Source organism: Kitasatospora purpeofusca (assembly GCF_036010405.1).
Taxonomy (GTDB): Bacteria; Actinomycetota; Actinomycetes; order Streptomycetales; family Streptomycetaceae; genus Kitasatospora; species Kitasatospora purpeofusca.
On record NZ_CP108561.1, the window covers coordinates 8,367,854 to 8,390,936 of the forward strand.

Genomic DNA, 23,083 nt, shown 5'->3' on the forward strand with positions numbered 1-23,083 from the left:
TGCAGGGCCGCCACCGCCAGGCCGAGCACGGGCAGGCGGCATGAGCGTGCGCAAGCGGATGCGCTTCCGCGAGTACCACGTACGCACCGACGAAACGGCCGCACCCGTCCGGGAGGCAGTCTGCGTCACGGACGAGGAGCAGTGCCAGTGGACCAGCGGCGAGCGCACCCGCGCCGACGACGTCACCGCCCTGATCGCCAAGCACGCCGCCGAGACCGGCCACCAGTGCTACCGGCGCACCGCCACCGACTACGCCACCGCAGAACCCGGCGCGTTCCTCTGACATGACATCGAGTGGTCTATACCTCTGACGGCAGTGGCGACGGCAACAACCACGCACACCAGCGCACAACCACGGACCCCGACGGACCGTCATATCGCCACTGACCTGCGAAGAAGCAGGTAGAGCAGGCCGCCGTGCCACACGTACTATGTGCTGGCGGGGGCTACGCCGGTCCTCGTTCATAACTGCGATTCGGTGTATCGAGCCGATACGCGCGGACATGACGAGATATTCGCCAACGGATTCGAGCCGAAGGGCGACAACCTAGACATCAATCAGCACGTCCATGAAAACAGGACGGATAGCGGGTTCGTCTCGACTTCAAGGACGCGAGGGGCAGCCGAAGGTGTTGCCAATGATTTTTACATGGATGACGATACCCACATTTATAAGATTCGCGGAAGTGGCATCGACGTGAATGCTCACTTTGGCAAGAACTCACCCTACCCCTGGGAAGAAGAGATCGCTTTGGCCGGAAAAGTCCATCCGCACGACATTGAGGGCGTGTGGAACCATCTTGGAGAATGGACTCCCAATCCAAGGTTCCGCCGATGATTTGGGCCGAGGTCGAGCTAACGGTAGTCGGAGCAGGTGACCCTCAGTCAGCCCGAGTGCGATTCGCCGCGGAGAATACCTGCCACGTCGAGGTCTTGTTCGAATCCGGAAGAGTATTCTCCGGTAGCGGTTCAGACCTTTTTGAAGCCCTGTCAACCGTGCGCCGGGCTCTCGAGCCCTCTGGATTGCTCGTAGCTTGCAACGGTGCGCGTCGAAACGTTTTTCCATCACCCATGCTGCGACAGGCGACAGCTGGGCGTCGGGCATACGTTCTGAAGATTCCCCGAACTTCAGATCGACCACCCGTTGTCGATATCTTCGAATCAGCGGAGGGGTTGGACATCTGCACCGCCGACGAGCAGCTCAACTGGCATTCGCAATGGTTGAAATCCGGCAATATTTAGACTGATTCTGATCATTTGAGTTGCCATTGTTGAATTAGCGAAGCCCCGCCAGATTCTAATGAATTCTGGCGGGGCTTCTTGCTCGTTTGACGTCACCTGTTGACGTCACCGAGCGGGGAGCAAGATCCCATTTCCCGGTGGATCGTCGCCGTCGCGGCGGCTTTCAGGACCGGCATCGGGGGTGCGGAGTGCATGGCCGAGGAGGTCGATGGCGTTCCGCTGGATGCGGAGTCTGACGTGGGTGTAGACGGTGGCGGTGACGCTGATGTGGGCGTGACCCAACAGCTCCTTGATGACGACGAGTTCGACGCCCTGGTCGAGGAGGAGGGTGGCGGTGGTGTGTCGGAGGTCGTGGGTGCGCCGTGAGGCGCTGTGGTTCGAGTGGAGGTGAGAGACCTTCGCCGCTGATCCTGTCGCAGCAGGGCGGTGGAGCTGGGGGCAGCCTGAGCCGGGTGACGCCGGGGAGGGTGGGAGCAGCCCTGACAAAGCCGGGACGGGCCGGTACTGCCAGATGGTCCGGGTTCGGCGAGCGGGAGGGAGAGGAGTACGCGAGGAACCGGCGTGTGACACCCCCTTTGTGCGACGCCAGCTCGAACCTGGTGGATCTGGGCCGGGGGCGGCGCGCACCCGTCGCCATGGGCGGCGGGGAACTCCCGAGGTGGTGGGCATGAGCTGTCAGGGAGGCTGCGAGGAAGGTCTGCGGCGTACTCGTGGCGATGCCGCAGGGGCATAGTCGGGTTCCTACTTCGTTGAGCGAACCATAGTGAACACGGGAACCGTCCCGGGTGTTGCCCTGCGCGTCGCGTCCAGCGGCGAGGGTGGGGTTGGGCGCGTCGACCGCCGATCGGTCCGGGACGGGGCGGAGCCGCCGTAGTACTCCGAGGTCGGGAAAGCCGGCCGCATGGGGAAGGGCGGCAGCGGTTTCGAGAGGGGAAGGACGCTGCAATGCCGGAAGACGCGTCGCCGAACGGCGGTGCTCCTCGTTCTGGTCCGGCCGGGCCGGGAGCGAGGGTATCGGAGATGCAGGCCAAGCTTCACCGTTGGGCGGTGGCCGATCCCGGCCGCCGGTTCGATGACTTGTTCAACTTCGTGCATGACTCGGCGACGCTGATCGTGGCGTTCGACCGGGTCGCGGGGAACCAGGGTGCGCGCACTGCTGGCGTGGACGGTCTCACGGTCGCCGATGTCGCGGAACTGGTGGGCGTGTCCGGGTTCCTGGACGACCTGCGGGCCGGTCTCAAGGACGGCTCGTTCCGGCCGCTTCCGGTGCGGGAGCGCAAGATCCCGAAACCGGGCGGGTCGGGGAAGGTCCGCAAGCTCGGGATTCCGACGGTTGCGGACCGGGTCGTCCAGGCGGCGCTGAAACTGGTGCTGGAGCCCATCTTCGAGGCGGAGTTCTTGCCGTGCTCGTACGGGTTCCGGCCCAAGCGGCGTGCGCAGGACGCGATCGCTGAGATCCACCACTTCGGTACCCGTGGCTACCGCTGGGTGCTGGATGCGGATATCGAGGCGTGCTTCGACTCGATCGACCACGCGGTGCTGATGGACCGGGTGCGTCGCCGGGTGAAGGACAAACGCGTCCTGGCGCTGGTCAAGGCGTTCCTGAAGGCCGGGATCCTTACGGAGCTCGGTGAGCATCGGGAGACCATGACCGGCACGCCGCAGGGTGGCATCCTGTCTCCGTTGCTGGCCAACATCGCCCTGTCAGTGCTCGATGAGCACGTGATGGGGCCGTGGAAGCCGGGCGGGGCGATGTCGACCCCCGGCAAGCGCGAGTACCGGCGCTCCAAGGGGCGGCCGACGTGGCGGCTGGTCCGCTACGCGGACGACTTCGTCGTCTTGGTGCACGGTGAGCGCGAGCACGTCGAGGCGCTGCGCGAAGACGTCGCCGTCGCGCTGGCCCCGCTCGGGTTGCGGCTGTCACCGGCCAAGACCCAAGTGGTGCACATGAGCGACGGGTTGGACTTCCTCGGCTTCCGCATCCGGTGGAAGCGCAAGAGGGGGACGAACAAGTGGTACGTCTACACCTTCATCGCGCACCGGCCCGTCCGGACGCTGAAGGCGAAGATCCGTGCCCTGACGCACAAGACATCGCAGCAGGACTTCGCGTCGGTTCTGACCAGGCTCGGTCAGATCATGCGCGGATGGGCCAGCTACTTCAAGTACGCCGTGGCCAAACACACCTTCAGCAAGCTGGACGACTTCACCTGGTGGAGGCTGGTCCATATGCTGCGGGCGCGCCACGGCTGGAACTGGAGTCAGGTTCGCCGACATCTGGCCGCCTCTGGGCGGTGGAAGATCGCGGCGGACGGGGTCGAGTACTTCCGGATCGAGGGTGTGACGGTCTCCCGCTACACCTACCGGGGCAACAAGATCCCGGCCTTGTGGCCACCTGCGAACCCCGCCTGACGGCAGGAACCGTGGAGAGCCCGTTGCCGAGAGATCGTGCGCCGTTTCACTCGGCGCTGGATCGCCCCCGCAGGGGGCCTAGGTTCGGAAGGAGATGACCTTGGGGTCGCCCGCCTCACCTGGACGCGAAAGCGCGAGGGGACAGCAGCATGGCGGGAAAGCGCGGAGCGTTGAGAAGGCGTCAAAGACGCTGCCGCGCGAGGCCCGCGTGATACGGCGAAAGCCATACTGCCTGAAGCCCAGTCACCAGCGGTGGAATTGGCACACTCTGCGACACGACGTCTTAGGTCGCAGCCGTCGGCATCGGACGAGTCCGAGTTTCCTCGTCTCAACCCTTCCGGCCGGCGGGCGGCGGACAGCGAGTTCGCTCAAGGGGACGGAAAGGCCGCCTAAGTCACGCTCGATACGTCCAGCGCAAGGGGAATGCGGGATGGCCTAAGGGGCGAGAGCCCTATGGCTACGGAGGGGCCGTAGTAGTCGTCGGAGTAACGCCCGACCGGGGAGGACGGGAAAGCCGTCTACACGGGCGAAGGGCCCCAGGTGTCAACTGATCGTCCATGATGGTGAGGTATGCGAAATGCAGAGCGCCGAATCCGTACTGGGGATCATCCGTGAGCGCGGCAGGAAGGGACTGCCGCTGGAACGTCTCTATCGGTGCTTGTTCAACCCGGATCTGTACCTGCTGGCCTACGGGCGGATCTACCGCAACGACGGTGCGATGACGCCCGGTGCCACGGCCGAGACCGTGGACGGCATGCGCCTGGGCAAGATCCAGGCGATCATCGACGCGCTACGCAGTGAGCGCTACCGATGGTCACCCACACGCCGCGTCTACATCGAGAAGAAGGGAAACACGAAGAAGCGACGCGGGTTGGGACTGCCGACGTGGTCGGACAAACTGCTGCAAGAAGTGATGCGCCTGCTGCTTGAAGCGTATTACGAGCCGCAGTTCTCCGCCCACTCCCACGGTTTCCGGCCCGGCCGGGGGTGTCACACCGCGCTGCAAGCGATCTATCCCGGCTGGCGGGGTACGACCTGGTTCGTCGAGGGCGACATCAAAGCCTGTTTCGACAGTCCGGACCACGGTGTCCTGCGGTCGATTCTGGCGGAGAAGATCCATGACAACCGCTTCCTGCGGTTGGTTGACGGACTGCTCCAGGCCGGATATCTGGAAGATTGGCGCTATCACGCGACGCTGAGCGGTGCTCCGCAAGGCGGCGTGATCTCGCCGATCCTCTCCAACATCTACCTGGACCGGCTGGACAAGTACATCGAGACGAACCTGCTGCCCACCTACAACCGGGGAGCCCGACGCAAAGCTCATCGACCCTATGCGCGGTTATGGCAGCGCGCGTGCAGGCTGGAACAGCAGGGTGACGTGGAGGCGGGCCTGGCGCTGCGCAAGCAGATGAAGGCCATGCCGTCCCGTGACCCCAACGATCCGGACTACAGGCGGCTGAACTACGCCCGCTACGCGGACGATTGGCTGTTGGGCTTCACCGGCCCGAAGGGGGAGGTCGAGGAGATCAAGGCCGACGTCGGCCGGTTCCTGCGCGACGAGCTCAAGCTGGAACTGTCCGAAGAGAAGACCTTGATCACCCACGGGCGGACGAAGGCCGTCCGGTTCCTCGGCTACGAGATCGTGGTCTTGGGCAACGACAGCAAGCGCGATCATCGCGGTCATCGCAGCATCAACGCGCAGATCGGGTTGAAGGTGCCTGCTGACGTCATCCGGGCCAAGTGCCGTCCCTACATGCACCACGGCCAGCCGATACGGCGGACCGAACGCACGGTCAACAGCGACTTCTCCATCGTCGCCCAGTACCAGGCAGAGTTTCGCGGGATCGCCGGCTACTACCAGCTGGCCTACAACCTTCACCGTCTCGGACGGCTGAAGTACGTGATGGAGCGTTCCCTGACCAAGACGCTGGCGCGCAAGTACCGCGTCCGCGTCTCCAGGGTCTACAAGCGCTACCGGGCCGTGCTCCAGACCGACCAGGGCCCCCGCCGGGGGCTCCAAGTCACCGTCGAGCGTGAGGGTAAGAAGCCGCTGGTGGCGCAGTGGGGCGGGATCTCATTGGCCCGCAAGATCAAGATCAACAGTCTCGACGACCACCCGACGCAGGTCTGGAACAGCGGACGCAACGAGATCGTCAAGCGCCTGCTCGCCGACACCTGTGAGATGTGCGGGTCCCACGACAATGTCGAAGTGCACCACGTTCGGCATCTGAAGGACCTGAACGTGAAGGGACGGGCCGTCAAGCCCGCCTGGGCCCAGATGATGGCCGCGCGCCATCGCAAGACCCTGGTCGTCTGCCGCACCTGCCACGAGGGCATCCACTACAGCGGACGTCCCTCCCGACAGAACTCATGAGAAGAAAAGGCACTGGAGAGCCGGATGCGATTAACGTCGCACGTCCGGTTCGGTGGGGGGCCGTCGGAAAAGGGCCTGGTCACAGGCACCTCGCTGGCGGCCTACCCAACCGCACGGCGGGTTCGGAGAGCGGTCCGGGGAAACGGACCGGGAGCAATCCCGACACCGCGCCCCGGGCCGACTCACCAGCCCGATCCGGGGGAGGCCGAGTTCGGCGGTGCGTTTGCGGAGCTGGTCGAGGACCCACTGGGGCCGCAGGGGCGGTCCGTCCGCGTGGGCGAAGACCAGGCCCTCCAGCCGGCCCGCCGGGGCGGCGGCCATCTGGATGGCGGCCTGGCGGTGGAGGGCGGCCATGACTCTGGGGGAGAGGCTGATCCAGGCGCGGCTGGCCTCGGTCTTGGGCTGGTTGAAGTGGAGGTCGCCGTTGTCCACGGCCGACAGGGTCCAGCGGACGAACAGCTTGCGGTCCATGAGGTGGACGTCCGACCAGTGCAGGGCCAGGACCTCACCGCGGCGCATGCCGGTACCGAGCAGGACCTCGAACAGGTCGCCCAGCTGGTCGGCGTACTGCTCGGCGTTGTGCCGCAGGAACGCCGCGGCCTGCACCGGCGTCCAGCAGGTGCGCTCCTCGGCGCGGGGCTTGGGCGGCACGCAGTGCTCGGCCGCGTTGAACTTCAGCCGCCACGAGCGCACCGCATGGTTCAGCGCGTTGCGCAGCGTCGAGACGACCCGGTACAGCGTGACCCGGCCCCGCCCGGCCTTCCGTTGCGCGGCCATCCAGTCCTCGATCTGCTTCGGCCGCAGGTCCAGCAGCCGGCACCGCCCGAACGCCGGGATCAGGTCCCTCTCCACGTACGCCTTGTACCCGGCGTAGGTGTTGACCGTGAGCTCCTCCTTCCGCGCCGCAAGCCACTCCCGCAAGTACTCCGCCACGGTGGTACGGCGCTCCTCGTACGCCCCGCTCAGCTCACCCTCCAGCACCGCCGCCAGCTCCTGCGCGGCCTCGGCCTCGGTCGCGAACCCGCCACGACGCCGAGTACGCCGCCTGCCGTCCGCCGGCGCCAGATCGACGCAGTACGTCCACGACCCGTGCCCCGACTCCTCCAACAACCGCACACACCACACACCCAACTGCCGCCCGCCCCCGTCCCGGCACCCGCACCGCCGATACACCCTGCCCCGCTGCGCACGCTGCCCCATGAGCTTCTCCTTCTCCCGGATTGCCTGGTGAATCTGGGGCAAGAGTGGCTGCTGTGTCGGGTGTGGCGGCAGAGCGTGTTGGGCGGTGCGCGAAGCACTCAGAACCGGATGGCGAGGACACGCTCAAGACGACACACCGTCCGGAAGATCACTATCCGTAGCCAGCGGGTAGTCGACCTTGATCTACTCGGGGTGCTCGGGCCGGCCAGCGGCAATGTGCGGCGGTCCGCAGCGGTCGGCCGGCGGGTCCGTCTGAAGGGCCGACAGATCACTGCTACTCGCAGTGACCAAGGCCGGTCCGGGGTCCTGGGGACCATTTGGGGCTCTTGTGTTGGACCTGTGGGTCTGGTCATGCGAGTTGGCGTCGGGGCAGGGTGGGGCGGTTGCCGCCGAGGCAGAGCATGACGAGGGCGATGACGGCCTCGGCGGATCGGAAGCCGAAGCCTCTGCGGATGATCAGGCGGGTCTTGGTGTTGGTGGACTCGATCAGGCCGTTGGACAGCTTCTCGACGATCGCGTGGAGGATGGCCTCGTAGTGGCGCTTGATCTTGCGGGCGAGGTCGGTGAAGGCCGGAAGGCGGGACCGGACAGCCCAGGACAGCCATCGGTCCAGGGCCTTCACAGCGGCCTCGACGCCCTCGTCGGCGGCGATCCGGTAGATCGTGCGCAGGCCCTCCTTCAGCAGATAGGCACGGTGCAAGCGGGGGTCGTTGGTCGCGATCCAGGCGAGTTTGACCTGCTGGCGGGGCGTGAGGTCCTCGGGGTTCTTCCACAACGCGTGGCGTGAGTGCTTGAGGCGTCGGGCGAGTTCGGGGTCCGCGGCCTCGCGTCGGGCCCGGTTCCACGCGGAGCGGCGTTCCTCGTCCAGGGCCTCGGTGGCCCAGGCCACGACGTGGAACGGGTCCATGGCCCGGACCGCGTTCGGAGCGCGCTCGGCGACCACGTCGGCAATCCACTCGGCGCCGTCGGCACTGATGTGGGTGAGCCGGTGCGCGCGGTCGGCGCCGAGTGCGTCGAAGAAGGAGCGGAGCACGTCCTTGCCGTGGCCGTCGGCCATCCACACCACGCGGCGCGAGTCGTGGTCGACCACCACGGTCATGTACTTCTGCCCGCGCCGGTAGGAGATCTCGTCGATGCCCACACGCCGCAGGCCGGCGAGCCGGTCGATCCCGGCATCGGCGTCGGCCTGGTGGCGGGTGATGATCGCGCCGACCGTGCGCCAGGAGGTCCGCATCAGCTGGGCGGTGGCCGCCTTGGAGCATTCGGTGGCCATCCAGGCGACCTGCTGGTCGAAGTCTCGGGTGTGTCCCGCATCGTGGCGGGCCCAGGGGACGGCGGCGACCACCACCCCGTGCCGCCCGCAGGTCACACGAGGTGCGTCGGCCTCCAGGTAGAGCTTGAGGCCGGCGGCGTCCAGGTGGCGCCAGCGCCGCCGCCCCGCACCGGCGTCGAACCCCGGACAGCGGCTTCCACAGATCCCGCACCGGCGACGCGCCCGAGACCTGGGCCGGACAGTGACCACGATGACCTGCGACTTCTCCTCAAACCGCACCTCCTCCGGCACTGCCTGCTCGCATCCGACCAACGCCTTCAATACCGTGGTCAACCGCACGCCGTTCTCCCTGCACCCCAGATTCTGAGTCTCGACACCTCAAGATCTGCACAGGGGACGGCGTGCCCCGCGTTAGACGCGCCTCAGCGACCCACAGATGGAGCAGAAGAGCCCCATTTGGGGACCAGTTTGGGACCGCGCTCGGTGAGCGTACATGAGCGCCCGTGGGCGATAACGGGCATCTATGTACGAACTTGAACCCGACTGAGCATCGCGTGGGTTCGAGCCCTGTCGACCGTGGATCTCCATGATGAGCATCAACTTCCCATGTTTTCAGCATGGTTGAGCAACACGAAAGCCGAGGCTGCGAGGCCTCGGCTGCCGACAATAGTTGAACCCCTTGACTGGGGGTCAAGGGGTTCAGTTCCGTCGCGCCGACGGTCGGGGTGCCTCTGCCTCACTTTGCTGCTGGGGACGCTGCGAGGCGCAGGTCACCGGGCGGCAGTGGGGCTGCAGAGGGTCGCGACCACAATGACAGCCTGTTCGACGGGCCGAGGGCTACCACCAACGCTTCGGCCTCGTCCACGTCGACTTCGCGACCCAGCGGCGCACCCCGAGGGCCTCGTACGGCTGGTACCGCGACCTGATCGCCGCCCCTCGGGCGCGGTGTACGAGGGAGGGGTCGGTGACTTTCCCGTGAGGTCACCGAGTCGGGTCGGTTGAGTGGCTCTGGGGCGAGCGTCGTCGTCGGTCCCGGCGCAGCAGTCCGCAGGTGCCGTCGGGCGCCCGCGGTCCGCCGCTGCCGCTACCGGACCGCCGCCAGGGGGCGGGGTGTCTCGGGGGTGGGCTTCGGCTGGTAGTAGTCCGTGTGTCCTTCGACGTGGAGGTGGGGCAGGCGGCGGTCCAGCCAGCCGGGCAGCCACCAGTTGCCGCGGCCGAGCAGGTGCATCACGGCCGGTACCAGCAGCAGTCGGACCAGCGTGGCGTCGATCAGGATGGCCGAGCCCATGCCGACGCCGATGACCTTGATCGGCAGGTCGGGTGACGGGACGAAGGCCGCGAACACGGCGACCATGATGGCCGCCGCCGCGGTGATGACCCGCGCGGTGCCCGCCAGTCCGCTGACGATGGACTCGGCGTTGTCGTTGCTGCGGAGCCAGGCCTCGCGCATCCGGCTCACCAGGAAGACCTCGTAGTCCATCGACAGGCCGAACAGGACGGCGAAGGTCAGCACCGGCACGAAGGCCGGCAGCGGGGTGGGGCTGTCGATGCCGATCAATCGGCCGGCGGTGCCGCCTTCGAGGACGAGCGCGACCACGCCGTACGCGGCTCCGACGGAGAGCAGGTTCATCACCGCGGCCTTGAGGGCGACGGCGACGCTGCGGAAGGCCACCAGGAGCAGGAGCATCGACACCGTGACCACGCCGCCGACCAGCAGGGGGATGCGACGGGAGATGTTGTCGGTGCTGTCGATCGCGCTCGCGGTCGCCCCGCCGACGTGCACCCGGATGCCGGGGCCGACCGCACCCGGGACGACGTGGTCGCGGAGGTCGCGGACCAGGGCCTTGGTGGCGCTGGACTGCGGACCGCTGTCCGGGACGACGGTGAGCAGCAGCGAGCGGCCGTCGGCGCCGGGTACCGGAGGGGTCACCGCCGTGACGCCGGGCACCGCCTTCAGTGCGGTGGGCAGCGCGGCTGTCGCGTCGGCGGGGGTGCCCGGCGTCAACTCGGCGACCAGGACCAGCGGTCCGTTGCTGCCCGGTCCGAAGCCGGCGGCCACCGTGTCGTACGCCAGCCGGTTCGAGCGCCCGGCGGGGTCGTTGCCCGCGTCGGGGAAGCCGAAGCGCACGCCCAGGAACGGTGCCGCGAGCGCCAGCAGGACGACGACGCCGGTGACGGCACCGAGGACGCGGTGACGCTCGACGAGCCTGCTCCAGCGCAGCCAGCCGGCGCTCACCGGGCTCCCGCCCCGGGCGGCGCGGCGCCGGGGCAGGGGCAGTCGGAGGCGCTCGATGTGTCGGCCGAGGTAGCCGAGCAGGGCGGGGAAGAGCGTGGCGGACGCGGCGATCACGACGAGCACGGAGAGGATCGCCGAGACCGCGGCGCCGCGCATGAACGACAGGCCCATCGCGAACAGCCCGAGCATGCTGACCACCACGGTCATTCCGGCGACCACGACCGCGCGGCCCGCGGTGTCCAGCGCGGCGACCGTTGCGGCCTCGGGTTCGAGCCCCTCGGCGCGCCACTCGCGGAACCGGGTGACCAGCAGCAGCGCGTAGTCGATGCCGACGCCGATGCCCAGCATCGCGGCGAGCGAGGTGGACCAGTCCGGGACCGGCATGATCGCGGCGAGGACCGGCAGCAGGGTGGCGCTGACCGCGAGCCCGCCGAGCGCGGTGAGCATCGGCAGGCCGGCGGCCACGACCGAGCCGAAGGTGATCACCAGGATCACGGCGGCGGCCGCGATGCCGATGGCCTCCGAGCCGATCGCGCCCTGCTCGGCCTGCTGGACCGTCATGCCGCCGAGGTGGACGCGCAGGCCGCCGTCGACGGTGCGGGCGAGGTCGAGCAGCCGATGGGTGTCCGCCTTCGGCATGTCGGGTGCGACGGCGACGTCCAGGTGGATCTGCCCGAGGGCGGTGCGGCCGTCCGTCGACACCTTGCCGCGCGGGCCGTACGGGTCGTCGATGCCGCTGACGTGCGGCACCTCGGCCATCCGGGCGAGCAGGTCCTCGACCCGGTCGCGGGTGGCGGTGTCGGTCACGCTGCCGTCCGCGCTCAGCACCAGGCTGATCGATTCACCGCCCAGCCCGGGGAAGTCCCGTGTCAGCAACTGCTGGGCCTGCTTGGAGTCCGAGCCGGGCGCGGTGTAGTCGGCGCTGTACTTGGCGCCGAGGCCGGCCGAGAGGCCGAAGGCCGCGCCGGCGGCGAGCAGCCAGAGCAGCACCGTGCGGCCCCGGTTCCGGAAGCTCCAACCGGCTATTCGGCCGAGCGGGCCGGGCCGGTGTGGCCCGCTCTCCCCGGCGGCTGTCCGCCGGCCGTCGCGCAGTCCCTGGGACATGTGGTCCTCCGTGCGTCGTCAGGGGCTCCGCCCCCAGACAATGCGTTACGCTTCATAACGCACATGATGAAGCGTAACGTTCCCCTCGGCGGGTACCGATTGTCAACGCGGTGACTGGTGCGGCGGGCGGATGGAGATGTGATGACGGACGGGTCGCCCGATGAGAGCGGGCAGCTGAGCCGCCGTGAACGGCTGCGCGCCGACACCGTGGAGGAGATCAAGCGCGCGGCCCTGGCACTGATCGTCGAGCGCGGCGCCGCGAACCTCCGCTTCACCGACATCGCCCGCAGCATGGGGATGACCCCGCCCGCCCTGTACCGCTACTTCGCCGACCGGGACGAGCTGCTCACCGCGCTGGTCGCCGACTCCTACGACAGCCTGTCGGACGCGTTGACGGCGACTCGTGGGACCGTGCCGCCGGACGACCTGGACGGCCGCTTCACGGCCACCTGCACTGCCTACCGCACCTGGGCGCAGCGGAACCCGGAGCGCTTCGCCCTCATCTTCGGCTCCCCCGTACCCGGGTACGCGGCCCCACCGGACGGACCGACCGTGGCGGCCGGCCAACGGGCGATGGGGCACATGGCCGAACTCGTCGCCGACGCGGCCGAGCGCGGCCGGCTCGGCAGCTCGCTGGTGCCGGACCCGGCGGAAGCCCTGATGCTGGCCTGGGCCACGGTGCACGGCTTCGTCACCCTCGAGGCGCACGGCCACTTCCACACGCTCGACCAGCAAGCGCGCGACCGCCTCTTCGCCGTCCAGGCGGGCGCCGCCGCGCGCACCGCAGGGCTGTCGCCGACCGCGGACCAGCGGTGATCGCCGCCCACCGGGCCTGACGGGTGCGGCGGTTGAGGCCCCTGACGGGTGCGGCGGTTGAGGTTCCGGCCGGGGGCGGCGTCGGCGCTGCGGGTGTGACATCGGCCACACCATGGCCCGTCGGGTGGTGGCCAACTGGCGTTCGCAGCGGTCGAATCCGCAGGTCAGGGGCACCATGCGGGGCTCCGGGCGGGCCGGGGGCGGGTGAATGATCTGGCTGGCCGGGGAGGTTTGGGCCTAGCCTGCCCGCCATGTCCCAGAACACGAACACTCCCGGTATCCCCGGGCAGCCGGCCGCTCCGGTCGGCGACTCCGCCAAGGTGCAGCGCCAGGTGCAGCAGCAGGCGGGCGTCGGACCGGTCTCCGGTGGCGGCGGCACCCTCTTCTCCGAGCCCGTCCTGGTGGTGAACCAGAAGGCCAAGCTGATCGAGCTCACCAACGAGTACGCCGTCTTCGACCAGCAGGGCGCCACGCTGGGCTCGGTGGTCCAGGTCGGCCAGGGCGCTCTGCGCAAGGCGATACGGCTGCTCACCTCGCTCGACCAGTACCTGACCCACAAGCTGGAGATCCGGGACGCGCACGGTGCCCCGGTGCTGCTGCTGACCCGCCCGGCGAAGTTCATCAAGTCGCGGGTGATCGTGCAGCTTCCGAACGGTCAGGAGGTCGGCCAGATCGTTCAGCAGAACGCCATCGGGAAGATCAACTTCGCGCTGGAGGTCGGCGGCCAGAAGGTCGGCGCCGTCAAGGCCGAGAACTGGCGGGCCTGGAACTTCTCCATCGTCGACGAGACGGACACCGAGATCGCCCGGATCACCAAGACCTGGGAGGGCCTGGCGAAGACGATGTTCACCACGGCCGACAACTACGTGCTCCAGATCCACCGCCCGCTCGCCGACCCGCTGCTCAGCCTGGTCGTGGCGACCGCGCTGACCGTGGACACCGCGCTGAAGCAGGACGCCCGCGGCCTCGGCTAGCCGTCACCGCGACCCGTCGTCGTCCGTGCCCCGCCCCTCCGTCCGGGGGTGGGGCACGGACAACGCACGCGACGGACTCAGTGGGGGCGGCGCCGGGTGAACTCCGCGATCTGGGAGCGCCGCAGGGCGTCGAACTTGAGGTCCTCGCGACCGGGGTCGGGGAGGACGGCGTTGGGCCAGACCAGCGCCAGTTCGTAGCCGAAGTCGGCGAGCCAGTCCAGGCGTTCGGTGAGGACGGCGCCCGGCGCCTGGGTCTTGCGGGACTGCTGGAGAACCGGCCAGGGGTTCTGGGTGCGGCGCATCGGCCCGATCTGGTCGAGCACCACCTTGTCGCCGCGGGCGGCGGCGTCCCGCTGCAGGGCGTCCAGTTCGCCGCCGGTGATGCAGCCGAACTCGCCGAGGAACGGGCGCGGGCCGCTCAGGCCGCAGAGCACCGGCAGGGCGTCCACCCCCGGGAGCGAGGCGTAGTAGTGGAACTGCGGGCGGGTCACCTTGACGCTGCCGAAGACGTTGGCGATGTCCCGGTGGAAGCGGTGCCCGACGGTGGACGGCAGGCCGGCCGCCTCCACGGCCGCGACGCAGTCCCGCATGAGCGCGGTGAGCGCTTCCTGATTGACGGTCTGGCCGAAGAGGGCGCCCGTGATCGGGCTGACGCACCAGTACGGCTCGTTGACGACGTCCACGGCGTGAACGACCCTGCGGTGCTTCGCGATCGCCGCGACCAGCGGCTTGACGGTGCCGTTGACGAAGGTCGCCCGGAGGTTCCGGTCCTCGGCCACGGCCCGCCGGCCGCGCCCGTAGTTGAGGTCGGTGGGGGTGGGTGGCCCGGGGCCGAAGTACTTCAGCGACCAGGCCTCCGGCTCGTCGAAGAAGCCGAAGTCGAGGAGGACCGGGATGATCCGCATGTCCGCCTTCTCGAACTTCACCAGGAGCTCCTCCACGTCGTCGAGGAACTTCGGGTGGAGCCGCTGCGGCGGTTCGAACCGCCAGCGGGCGGCCCCGTTGAGGGCGCTGACGCAGAACACGGTGCCGTCGTAGTTGACGCCGTGCGCCATCAGCCACATCCGCACCACGGTGACGCCGAGGCCGCGCAGGGTGGCGAGGTTCCGGTCCAGGTCGGAGCCGGCCGCCTGCCACGGATGCGGTCTGCCCTTCTCGTGGATGTTGGGCCCGATGGTGATCGGGTCGTTGCGCATCCAGGGGTAGTTGACCCCGACCTCCATCAGGACCTCCAGCGCTCGGCTTCCCCCGGCTCAGCTCATCTGCGGGAGATTGGTGTTGAGTTGGATGTCGGTGCCGGAGGACGGGGTGTACTCGTTCCACTCGGCGATCAGCTCGCCCTTCTCCCCGGGCTGGACGACGGGAACCGGCGTCACGGTGCCGTCGTGCCGGTGCAGCAGCCGGTCGACGGTCAGTCGGCCGGGGTCGGGGACCGCCACGACCGTGCAGGTCTCCTGGAGGTCGCGGTGGCGGGTGGAGTCGATCACGACCGGCGCGCCGACGGTGAAGCCCCGGCTGGAGGTGACCGGGACGGTCACCGGCAGCGAGGGGTTGGCCGGGTTGGGCCCGATGGCGGTCGAGCACTCGGTGCTCACGGTGTCCTCGATCCGGACGGTGCCGCGGCCCGGGTTGGCCGGCGGGATGCCGGGGTAGTAGCGGTCGTCGTAGGCGGCGATCTCCTGCGCGACGGTCAGGTAGGGGTGGTCGGCGGGGATGTCGGCGTCCTTGAAGCCGCCCTCGCAGAACCGCACCCAGGCGTCCTCCCAGCCCTTGCGGATGGTCAGCACGATGCGCGCGCCGCCGGCCCGCAGAAAGGCCTGCCGGGTGGGGTCGGGGTGGCGGATGTGGCGGATGAAGTCCCAGGAGTCGGGGGCGTCCCAGAAGTAGGAGTAGAGGAAGGTCACCACGTTCTCCCACTCCACGGCCTGGTTGACGAAGCGGACCAGGTCCTCGTGGCGCCTCAGCCGGGCCCAGGCGCCGTCCGGCGGCTTGAGCACCCCCGGTGCGAACCCGGCGCCGTGAGCGGTGTCCACGCCCGCCGCGCGGAGCGCGTCCACCGCGCCGGGAGTCATGAACTCGTACTCGGTGCCCAGGAGATGGCGGAGCACGCACTTCATGATCTCGTCGTTCTCCTCGCGCCGCAGGGTGAGGGTGTCCACCCCGGCGAGGCGGTCCTCCAGGGCGGAGATCCGGTTGGCGATGTCCTGCTGCTCGGCGAGGTACCTGGTCTGCGCGGCGTCGTGCAGCATGTTCCACACCTGGGACTGCCAGCGGGAGAACAGCTCGGGCGTCCGGGCGGTGGTGACCTTCAGACCCACCCAGGCGGGACCGACGTCATGGAGGAAGATCAGCACGTTCTGCTCGCCGGTGCGGCCCTTGAAGGCGTTGTACGGCGGGTCGCTGAGCACCACGGCGTCGTGCAGCGGATCCCCGGAGTCCTTCTCGAAGCCGCTGCCCTCCACGCCGTAGTGCATCCGCGGGTTGTCGGCGAGCATGCCGAGGTGGAACTCCGCCGTCACGGCCGAGACGGCGTAGCCGTCCTCGATCCGGAAGCGCATCGGGTAGAAGTGCCAGCCGCCGCCGGCCGGCACGTTGTCGTTGGGGAAGAGCTCCTTGGTGGCCTCGGGCGGGTCCGGCACCTGCACGCCGTACAGATCGCCGAGGTAGCGGTAGTGCTTGCGGTTGGGCGGGAACCCGGGCGCCTGGTCCGCCGGGCGGACGTCGTCGGTGATGTCGTCGTGCGGCAGGTTGAAGACGAACGGGCCGAGGGCGGCCCGCAGCGCGGCCAGTTCGACGTAGTCCTTGCGGATCGCGGCGGAGGGCTCCGGCACCACGATGTCGTACGCCGCCCGCAGCCCGTACCGGTAGAGCCGGACCCGCCAGGTGCGCAGCAGGCTGAAGTAGTCGATCCGGACCGCCTGCGTCTGGCTCGGGTTCTTCACCGTCCGGGTGGTGGTCTCCTCGGTGCCGGTGACGGTCAGGGTGGAGATGGTGACCTTGTGCTCCTGCTTGGCCCGCGAGGACGCCTTCTGGGTCAGCCCGGAGGCGTGCTTGCGGCTCTCCGACGCGGAGGTGGAGGAGCTGTCCTGGGCGGTGAACCCGGACGAGGCCGAGCCGTTGATCACCGGGATGCCGCCGGACACGGTGCCGGTGATGTTGAACTGGTTGGAGTGCTGCTGCTGGCTGGCGGTGGACTGGGAGAGCTCGGTGTTGTCGGTGACTCCCGTCTCGCTGTAGCTCTCCAGCGAGTCCGTCACGATGGAGGTGAACTCCCGGGAGGTGACCGACCACTCCTTGTGGGTGACGGCCGTCTCCTCCAGCGGCGCCAACGGGATGGTGGCGATCAGCTCACCGCGCTGGATGCCGGCCGGCGCCATCTCCAGGCGCTCCAGGTTGAGCATGCTCAGCCGGCTGGAGCGTGTGTTGAACACCAGGTTCTGGACGGCGACGACGGCCCGGTCGGCGTGCGCGTCCCCGTCCCGCCCGCCGCTCGCTTCGCGGCGCAGTTGTGCGACCGCGAGGCCGAAGGCGACGAGTTCGTCGACCGGAACGTCGGCGAACGGCGCCGGCCCCGGCGGTTCGGCCGAACCCTCCTCGTAGCCGGTGAGAAGTCGGGCCAGCGTCGCTCCGGCCGGGAGCCCGGTGGCCTCCACCTCGCCCGTGCGCAGCGCGAGTTGATGGGCGAAGCTGTGCTTGAGCAACGCCTGTCCGCCGGACGGCGGTGTGATGTCCAGTGCCACCAGGGTGGCCTTGGGAATGTGCCGGGAGGCCGGCACCAGCACGGGCGAAGGGTCGGCCGGGGGAATCGGGGGAGCCGGTGGAGCGGCGGACGGCGGGTGGCCGACGGTTGTGGCGGGCTCGGATGCGTGATCGGACATGGTCGTCCTCCCGGACGCGTCGATCTGGCGAGCGGTCAGGATTCAGGCAGGCCAAGCCTAGGAATCCCGTCCCGGCGATGGCCAGGCCCCGGCCTTGACTGTCACCTCATCGAGTGACACCGCCACGGTGTGTCGCCCTCGTTGCCCCGTCCCGCGCCTCGGCGCGCGGGCGCGGCCGGATCCTGGCCCGGGCGGGCGCACCGTCGGCGTCGGGCGGTCGCGGGCGGGGTACGGCGGGCCGGGCGCAGCGGGGTGGGTGGTCAGGCCGGGGCCAGGGCGGATTCGTCGAGGCCGTCGAGGATGAAGCCGTTGTCGAAGCGGACCCGGTAGCCGGTGCCGGTTCCGGGGGCGGTACCGGCCCCGGCATCGAATCCGGTTCCGGGGCCTGTGGCGGCGATGACGCGTTGGCGGAGGTCGTCGACCAGGGCGGTTGCGAAGCTGTCCAGGCGGGCGCCGCGGACCTGTTCCTCGAAGCCGGCGCGGAGGGCGTCGGCGGTCCCAGTGGTGCCAGTGGTGCCGGCGGAGGCCTGGCCGGCGCCGGTGACGGTGCCCGCCAGGCCGCCGGCGAGGGAGAGGGGGCCGGGGGCGCCGAGGCCGGCGGCCCTGCCGTCGGCGGTGACCGGCACGTCCCTGGTCAGGTTCACCCTGGCACCGATCGCGTACGACATGGTGGTCCCCCCTCGTTCGAACACTGTCCTGTCCGGGCAAGCCTAGTCGGGCTGTTGTGAGGGGAAAGGGTGTTCGGTGCCGTTCGGCGCGGCCCGTCGTGCAACCAGTCCCGCCCGATCGGCCGGGTGGGTGCCCGTCGGCGCGGGAGCGCGCCGCAGGGGTGCTGGACCCGCTATCCAGGGTTCATGCCGCTCTCGCACCCCAGCAGTACCGGAGGACTTCCCGGAAGGCGCTCCGCGCCGGTCGGCGGTGCGGCATGCCGGTGAGGCGGACCGGCCCGCGGCGTCCGGTCGGCCCGGCGACCGGTGCGGCGACCGGCCCGGCGACCGGTGCGGGTCCTGTGCTGCGTCGGCTCTCCGACTACGCCTGGCGGCTGCTCGCCGTCGCGGTGGCCGCGTACCTGGTGCTGACGGTGCTGGGGCGGTTCCACCTGATCACGCTGGCGGCCTTCCTCGCGCTGGTGATCACCTCGGTGGTCCGGCCGCTGGTCGATCTGGCCGTGCGGGTCGTCCCGCGTCCGTTCGCCGTGCTGATCGGCCTGGCCGTCGCGATCCTGGTGCCGGCCGGCCTGCTCGCGCTGATCGGCGAGACCGTGGCGGCCGACGTGGACCGGCTGAGCCGGGAGTTCCAGGGCGGTCTGGACCGCCTGGAGAAGGCGTTGGAGGGCGCGCCGCTCCACCTCGATCCCTCGACCTTCGACGACCTCCAGCGGAAGGTCGCCGACTTCGTCGCCGAGCACCGCTCGACGCTGATCAGCACGGCCCTCAGCGGCGCCGGGCGGCTGGTCGAGGTGGGCACGGGGGCCGCGCTGGCGGTCTTCATGTCGGTGTTCTTCCTGCACTCCGGGGACCGGATGTGGCAGTGGACCGCCTCCCAGTTCCCGGCCGCCGCCGGGGCGCACCTCGACCGGGGCGGCCGGGTCGCCTGGCGGACCTTCGCCGGCTACACCCGGGGCATCTTCGTCGTCGCCGCGACCAATGCGGTGATGGTCGGCATCGCCCTGTACTTCCTGGACGTGCCGCTGGCCCTGCCGTTGACGGTGCTGGAGTTCTTCGCCTCCTTCGTCCCGCTGGTCGGCTCGCCGATCGCGATGCTGGTCGCCTCGGTGGTGGCCCTGGCCGCCCGGGGGCCGGTGATCGCGATCGTCGTGCTGCTGCTGATCGTGGTGATCGGGCAGATCGAGGGCCATCTGCTCCACCCGCTGGTGATGAGCAGGGCGGTCAGCCTGCACCCGGTGGTGGTCGCCGTCTCGGTGCTCGCGGGCAGTATCGCGGCGGGGGTCATCGGCGCCGTGGTCGCGGTGCCCCTGGTCTCGGTGCTCTGGGCGGTCTACGCCGACCGGCGCGGTCCGGCAGAGGGGGAGGAGACGGGGGCCGCGGCCTCGGTGCCGGTGGGGCGGCGCCGGTGACCCGGGCCGGAGCGGTTCAGCGGGCGCTGCCGAGGTTCCGGTCGGCGTCGCTGCCCTCCAGCATGAGGGTGGTCTCCTCGATGCGGCGGAAGCGGCCGTCGGCGGCGAACTCGGCGAAGACGTAGACCTCCATCCGGACGGTGGAGCCGTCGTTCTTGACGACCTCCATGGTGTGCCGGTCGGCGTAGCGGTCGCCGTCGGTGAGCTCGTCGTGCACCGCGACCGATCCGCCGGCGACGACCGTGCGCAGGTGGGCGATGTGGGCGAGGAACTCGGTGCGGTCCGCCCAGCTGCCGTCGGTGCGCTGGCGGTAGTCGGGGGCGAAGTGCCGGTCGGCGGCCTCGTCGAGGTCGAGGCCCGGGGTGAGGAGGAGGTCGGTGAGGGCGGCGCGGATGTCGGTGCGGGTGGCGGTGGCGTTCACGGGTTCCTCCGGTGGGGTGGCGAGTGTCTCCCTGACACTCGATGCGTGCCTTGAGCACGCTTATGACTGTAGCAGGGAAGCGTGCCCCGCGCACGCTAATCTGGAGGGGTGAACGATTCGACAGGACAGGACATCGCCGAGGCCCTCGGGCTGCTCCTCCGGCGCAGCACCCGTACCAACCTCCACGCCCGGCTGACCGAGGGACTGGGGGAGGCGGTCGACGACCTCACCTACCCGGTCCTCAGCGGCCTCGCCCGCACCGGCCCGCTCAGCGCCGCCGACCTCGGCCGCGAGATCGGGCTCGACCGCACCACCGTCACCCGCCGCGCCGACCGCCTGGAACGGACCGGCCTGCTCGAACGCCGCCCCGACCCGGCCGACGGCCGCGCGACCCTGCTCGCGCTCACCGCCGACGGCGACGACATCGTCGCCGTGACCCGCCGACGGCTGGCCGCCGACATCGAGACCTCCCTCGCCGGCTGGCCCCCGGCGGACGCGCGGACCTTCGCCTGCCTGCTGCGCCGCTTCCTCGACGAGGGTCCGTTCGCCCCCGACTGACCCCGGCGGCCGCTGCCCGATAGCCTCTCCGCGGGGATCGACCGATGCGACAGGGGTGTCATGACCGGGGGCGGGACAGTGGACGATGACGGAACGGTCCGCGAGAGCGGGACAGCGGACGAGCACAGCGGGCGGCCGGCCGAGAAGCCGGCGCCGGACCGTCGGCCGGAGGCGGTGCCGCAGGAATCCGCGCCCCCGGCCCGGCGCCGCTGGTCGCGCGGCAGGCATCGGCTCGTCGCGCTCGGACTGCTGGTGCCGGTCGCGCTGCTGGTCGCGCTGATGTACGAGGGGATGCTGGCCGGCGTTGACGGAGGGCCGGCGGTGCTCGTCGAGGTCTCCTACCACCCGCGGTCCGTCGGCGCCGCGATCGTGGTGCTGACCAGCCTCGCGATCCTGATCGGGATCCTCTCCGTGCCGGTCAGGGCAGTGCTGATCACCCTGTTCCTCACCGGCGCGATGTTGACATCACCCCTCGTGATGCTGATGTTCGGCGACATGCCGGAGAAGACCGCGGACCGGCCGGCGCCGGGCCGGCCGGACCGCAGCCTGGTGATCCACGAGGGCGCCTCGACGATCGAGCCGATGTGGCGGGTCTCCGTGGACGAGGGCTCCGGGCTGACCGCGCAGCGGTGGCCGGCCGGCTTCTTCGACGGTGTCAACGCCGCGAACGCGCTGGCCTCGGCGGAGTGGGACGGCCCGGACCGGATCCGGCTCGTCACCCGGCGCGGTGAGGTGTTCGTGGTCGCCCTCGACCCGGAGACCGGCCGACCGGAGCGCAAGGTGCGGGCCGGGTGACCGGGGCAGCAGGTGCGGGCCGAGGGACCGGGCGCTACGCCGCGAGGCTCCGTGCGGCGTCGCGGATGACGTCGAGCACGAAGTCCGGGTGGGAGAGCATCGGCACATGGCTGCTGTCGACGGCGAAGGTCTTCGCGCCCATGCGTTCGGCGGCCGCCCGCTCCAGGTCCGGGTTCACGGTGCGGTCGTTGTTCGCGACGATGTACCAGCTGGGCTTCGTGCGCCAGGCGGTGCCGGGCACCTGCTGACTGAACAGGTCCGGGACCGGTACGGCGCCCGTCGCCAGGACGAGCTGCTGCTCCTCCGCCGGCAGATCGCCGCAGAAGTCGCCGATGCCCGCCTCGGTGAGCCAGATCCGGCCGCCCGAGATGTCGAGGCTCCCGAAGACGGGTGTGCCGGGGAACTTGTTCTGCTGGTCCTGCGAGGTCTCGTCCTCGTCGGGGGCGAGTGCGGCGATGTAGACCAGCGCGCCCACGCGGTCGTGCACGCCGGCCTTGGTGATCAGGGTGCCGCCGTAGGAGTGCCCGACCAGCACCACCGGGCCGGGCACGTGCTCGATGGAGCGGGTGACGCAGGCGACGTCGCCCGCCAGCGAGTCGAGGCCGTGCTGCGAGCACGACACCGTACGGCCCTCGGCCTGGAGGGTGGGGACGAGCTTGTTGAAGCACGAGCCGTCGGCCCAGAGTCCGTGGGCGAAGACGATGCTGGCCTTGGTCGTCATGATGTCCTCCTGCGTCGATGTCGAGCCGTGCCGGAAGCCGTCGAGGCGTGCCGGAAACCGTGCGGGCCGAAGCCCACTCCAGCCTCGGGCGTGCCCCGGACGTCCGCGCCCCCAGCCGGGCGTACGGTGCATCCGAACGGGTGGCCGGACCGGGGCCGCGGCCGTCCGGCGGTTACCGTGGCCGGAGTTCCGCACCCACCCAGGAGGCCCCGCATGGCGATCCGGCGCATGGACAACGTCCTCATCGTCGTCGAGGACCTCGACGCCGTCGTCGCGTTCTTCGTCGAGCTGGGGATGGAACTGGAGGGGTCGGGGCCGCTGGACTGGCCAGGGGCGGAGCGGGTCATCGGACTCCGCGACGTCCGCCAGGACGTCGCGATGCTGCGGGTCCCGGACGGCCCCGGCCGGGTGGAGCTGGCGAGGTTCCACCGGCCGAAGGCGATCACGCCCGAACCGAGGGACGCCCCGGCGAACACGCTCGGCCTGCGCCGCGTCATGTTCGCCGTCGACGACATCGAGGACGTCGTCACCCGCCTGCGCGCCCGCGGCGGCGAACTCGTCGGCGAGATCGTCCAGTACGAGAACGTCTACCGGCTCTGCTACGTCCGGGGCCCCGAGGGCATCGTCGTCGGCCTTGCCGAGGAACTCGGCTGACCCCACCGGGTGCTTCACCTGCGGTAGTTGGGCTCGACGGCCGGCCGGCGGTAATTCGCGGCGCGGTGGTGCGGTGCTGGCTACAGTGGGGCTCTTCCTGAGTGGCGGGCGGTGCGAACGGCATGTCGTGGTGTTCGGTGGTGCCCGGTCGTTCGGCGGCGCGGGTGGTTGTGGGGGGAGCGGTTCTCCTCGCCCTGGCCGGATGCTCGCTCTCGGGCGGTAGAAGCTCGGTCCCGGACGGTTCGGGGCCGGAGCCGACGGCGCCGCCCCCGACGAGCGCGGCGGCGCCGTCCGCCTCTGCCTCCGCCTCCGCCTCTGTCTCTGCCTCCGCCTCGGCGCAGCGGGGCCTGG

General features: G+C 69.9%; 18 protein-coding genes and 2 pseudogenes. 11 read left to right on the top strand and 9 right to left on the bottom strand.

Features of this window, described 5'->3' with window-relative positions:
* The first annotated feature begins 40 nt into the window (after positions 1 to 40).
* Positions 41 to 283 carry a DUF7848 domain-containing protein gene (locus OG715_RS36405; RefSeq protein ID WP_266273009.1) on the top strand — a complete coding sequence of 81 codons (243 nt, stop codon included), beginning with the start codon at positions 41 to 43 and terminating at the stop codon, positions 281 to 283.
* 195 nt (positions 284 to 478) lie between these two features.
* A complete protein-coding gene (locus OG715_RS36410; protein WP_266273008.1) occupies positions 479 to 838 on the top strand; it encodes a scabin-related ADP-ribosyltransferase in 360 nt (119 codons plus the stop codon).
* 509 nt (positions 839 to 1,347) lie between these two features.
* Here OG715_RS36410 and OG715_RS36415 read toward each other — a convergent pair.
* Positions 1,348 to 1,602 (bottom strand): annotated as a pseudogene (locus OG715_RS36415) (tyrosine-type recombinase/integrase); the annotation flags it as partial.
* Positions 1,603 to 2,262: 660 nt separating this feature from the next.
* Here OG715_RS36415 and ltrA point away from each other — a divergent pair.
* A complete protein-coding gene (gene ltrA / locus OG715_RS36420) occupies positions 2,263 to 3,651 on the top strand; it encodes a group II intron reverse transcriptase/maturase (protein WP_266273007.1) in 1,389 nt (462 codons plus the stop codon).
* A 577-nt stretch (positions 3,652 to 4,228) separates the two neighbouring features.
* Positions 4,229 to 6,025: a reverse transcriptase/maturase family protein gene (locus OG715_RS36425; RefSeq protein WP_266273004.1), complete on the top strand. Its 1,797-nt coding sequence runs from the start codon at positions 4,229 to 4,231 to the stop codon at positions 6,023 to 6,025.
* A 30-nt stretch (positions 6,026 to 6,055) separates the two neighbouring features.
* Here the strand turns inward: OG715_RS36425 and OG715_RS36430 are convergent, their stop codons facing one another.
* The gene (locus OG715_RS36430) at positions 6,056 to 7,135 is read right to left on the bottom strand and encodes a site-specific integrase (protein WP_266273002.1); all 1,080 of its coding nucleotides are present in this window, start codon (positions 7,133 to 7,135) and stop codon (positions 6,056 to 6,058) included.
* A gap of 439 nt (positions 7,136 to 7,574) precedes the next feature.
* On the bottom strand, positions 7,575 to 8,837 hold the full coding sequence (locus OG715_RS36435; RefSeq protein ID WP_266273001.1) for an ISL3 family transposase: 1,263 nt from the start codon (positions 8,835 to 8,837) through the stop codon (positions 7,575 to 7,577).
* 490 nt (positions 8,838 to 9,327) lie between these two features.
* Between OG715_RS36435 and OG715_RS36440 the strand changes: the two are divergent.
* Positions 9,328 to 9,477, top strand: a pseudogene (locus OG715_RS36440) (family 1 glycosylhydrolase); the annotation flags it as partial.
* Positions 9,478 to 9,582: 105 nt separating this feature from the next.
* On the opposite strand, the gene OG715_RS36445 reads toward OG715_RS36440, so the two are convergent.
* On the bottom strand, positions 9,583 to 11,838 hold the full coding sequence (locus OG715_RS36445; RefSeq protein ID WP_266273000.1) for an MMPL family transporter: 2,256 nt from the start codon (positions 11,836 to 11,838) through the stop codon (positions 9,583 to 9,585).
* A gap of 141 nt (positions 11,839 to 11,979) precedes the next feature.
* Between OG715_RS36445 and OG715_RS36450 the strand changes: the two genes are divergently transcribed.
* Both OG715_RS36450 and OG715_RS36455 read left to right on the top strand, forming a co-directional pair.
* Positions 11,980 to 12,654 (top strand): TetR/AcrR family transcriptional regulator, encoded by a 675-nt coding sequence (locus OG715_RS36450; RefSeq protein ID WP_266272999.1) that lies wholly within the window; start codon positions 11,980 to 11,982, stop codon positions 12,652 to 12,654.
* Between the two features lie 251 nt (positions 12,655 to 12,905).
* Positions 12,906 to 13,628 (top strand): LURP-one-related/scramblase family protein, encoded by a 723-nt coding sequence (locus tag OG715_RS36455; protein WP_266272998.1) that lies wholly within the window; start codon positions 12,906 to 12,908, stop codon positions 13,626 to 13,628.
* A gap of 77 nt (positions 13,629 to 13,705) precedes the next feature.
* On the opposite strand, the gene OG715_RS36460 is transcribed toward OG715_RS36455, so the two are convergent.
* The 3 genes from OG715_RS36460 to OG715_RS36470 all read right to left on the bottom strand — a co-directional run bounded on the left by OG715_RS36460 (position 13,706) and on the right by OG715_RS36470 (position 18,174).
* Positions 13,706 to 14,851, bottom strand: coding sequence for a hypothetical protein (locus OG715_RS36460; RefSeq protein ID WP_266272997.1), 1,146 nt, complete (start codon positions 14,849 to 14,851; stop codon positions 13,706 to 13,708).
* A 30-nt stretch (positions 14,852 to 14,881) separates the two neighbouring features.
* Positions 14,882 to 17,506, bottom strand: coding sequence for a hypothetical protein (locus tag OG715_RS36465; RefSeq protein ID WP_266272996.1), 2,625 nt, complete (start codon positions 17,504 to 17,506; stop codon positions 14,882 to 14,884).
* Between the two features lie 260 nt (positions 17,507 to 17,766).
* On the bottom strand, positions 17,767 to 18,174 hold the full coding sequence (locus tag OG715_RS36470) for a hypothetical protein (protein WP_266272995.1): 408 nt from the start codon (positions 18,172 to 18,174) through the stop codon (positions 17,767 to 17,769).
* A gap of 341 nt (positions 18,175 to 18,515) precedes the next feature.
* On the opposite strand from OG715_RS36470, the gene OG715_RS36475 reads away from it, so the two are divergent.
* Positions 18,516 to 19,583, top strand: coding sequence for an AI-2E family transporter (locus OG715_RS36475; protein ID WP_323182208.1), 1,068 nt, complete (start codon positions 18,516 to 18,518; stop codon positions 19,581 to 19,583).
* Positions 19,584 to 19,599: 16 nt separating this feature from the next.
* On the opposite strand, the gene OG715_RS36480 is transcribed toward OG715_RS36475, so the two are convergent.
* Positions 19,600 to 20,004 carry a nuclear transport factor 2 family protein gene (locus OG715_RS36480; RefSeq protein ID WP_266272993.1) on the bottom strand — a complete coding sequence of 135 codons (405 nt, stop codon included), beginning with the start codon at positions 20,002 to 20,004 and terminating at the stop codon, positions 19,600 to 19,602.
* A 108-nt stretch (positions 20,005 to 20,112) separates the two neighbouring features.
* On the opposite strand from OG715_RS36480, the gene OG715_RS36485 reads away from it, so the two are divergent.
* Positions 20,113 to 20,562 (top strand): MarR family winged helix-turn-helix transcriptional regulator, encoded by a 450-nt coding sequence (locus OG715_RS36485; protein ID WP_266272992.1) that lies wholly within the window; start codon positions 20,113 to 20,115, stop codon positions 20,560 to 20,562.
* Positions 20,563 to 20,640: 78 nt separating this feature from the next.
* Positions 20,641 to 21,357, top strand: coding sequence for a hypothetical protein (locus OG715_RS36490; protein ID WP_266272991.1), 717 nt, complete (start codon positions 20,641 to 20,643; stop codon positions 21,355 to 21,357).
* Positions 21,358 to 21,391: 34 nt separating this feature from the next.
* Here OG715_RS36490 and OG715_RS36495 read toward each other — a convergent pair whose 3' ends face one another.
* On the bottom strand, positions 21,392 to 22,078 hold the full coding sequence (locus OG715_RS36495; protein WP_266272990.1) for an alpha/beta fold hydrolase: 687 nt from the start codon (positions 22,076 to 22,078) through the stop codon (positions 21,392 to 21,394).
* A 213-nt stretch (positions 22,079 to 22,291) separates the two neighbouring features.
* On the opposite strand from OG715_RS36495, the gene OG715_RS36500 reads away from it, so the two are divergent.
* Complete coding sequence (locus OG715_RS36500; RefSeq protein WP_266272989.1) at positions 22,292 to 22,732, top strand: VOC family protein; 441 nt, start codon at positions 22,292 to 22,294, stop codon at positions 22,730 to 22,732.
* Positions 22,733 to 23,083 lie beyond the last annotated feature (351 nt).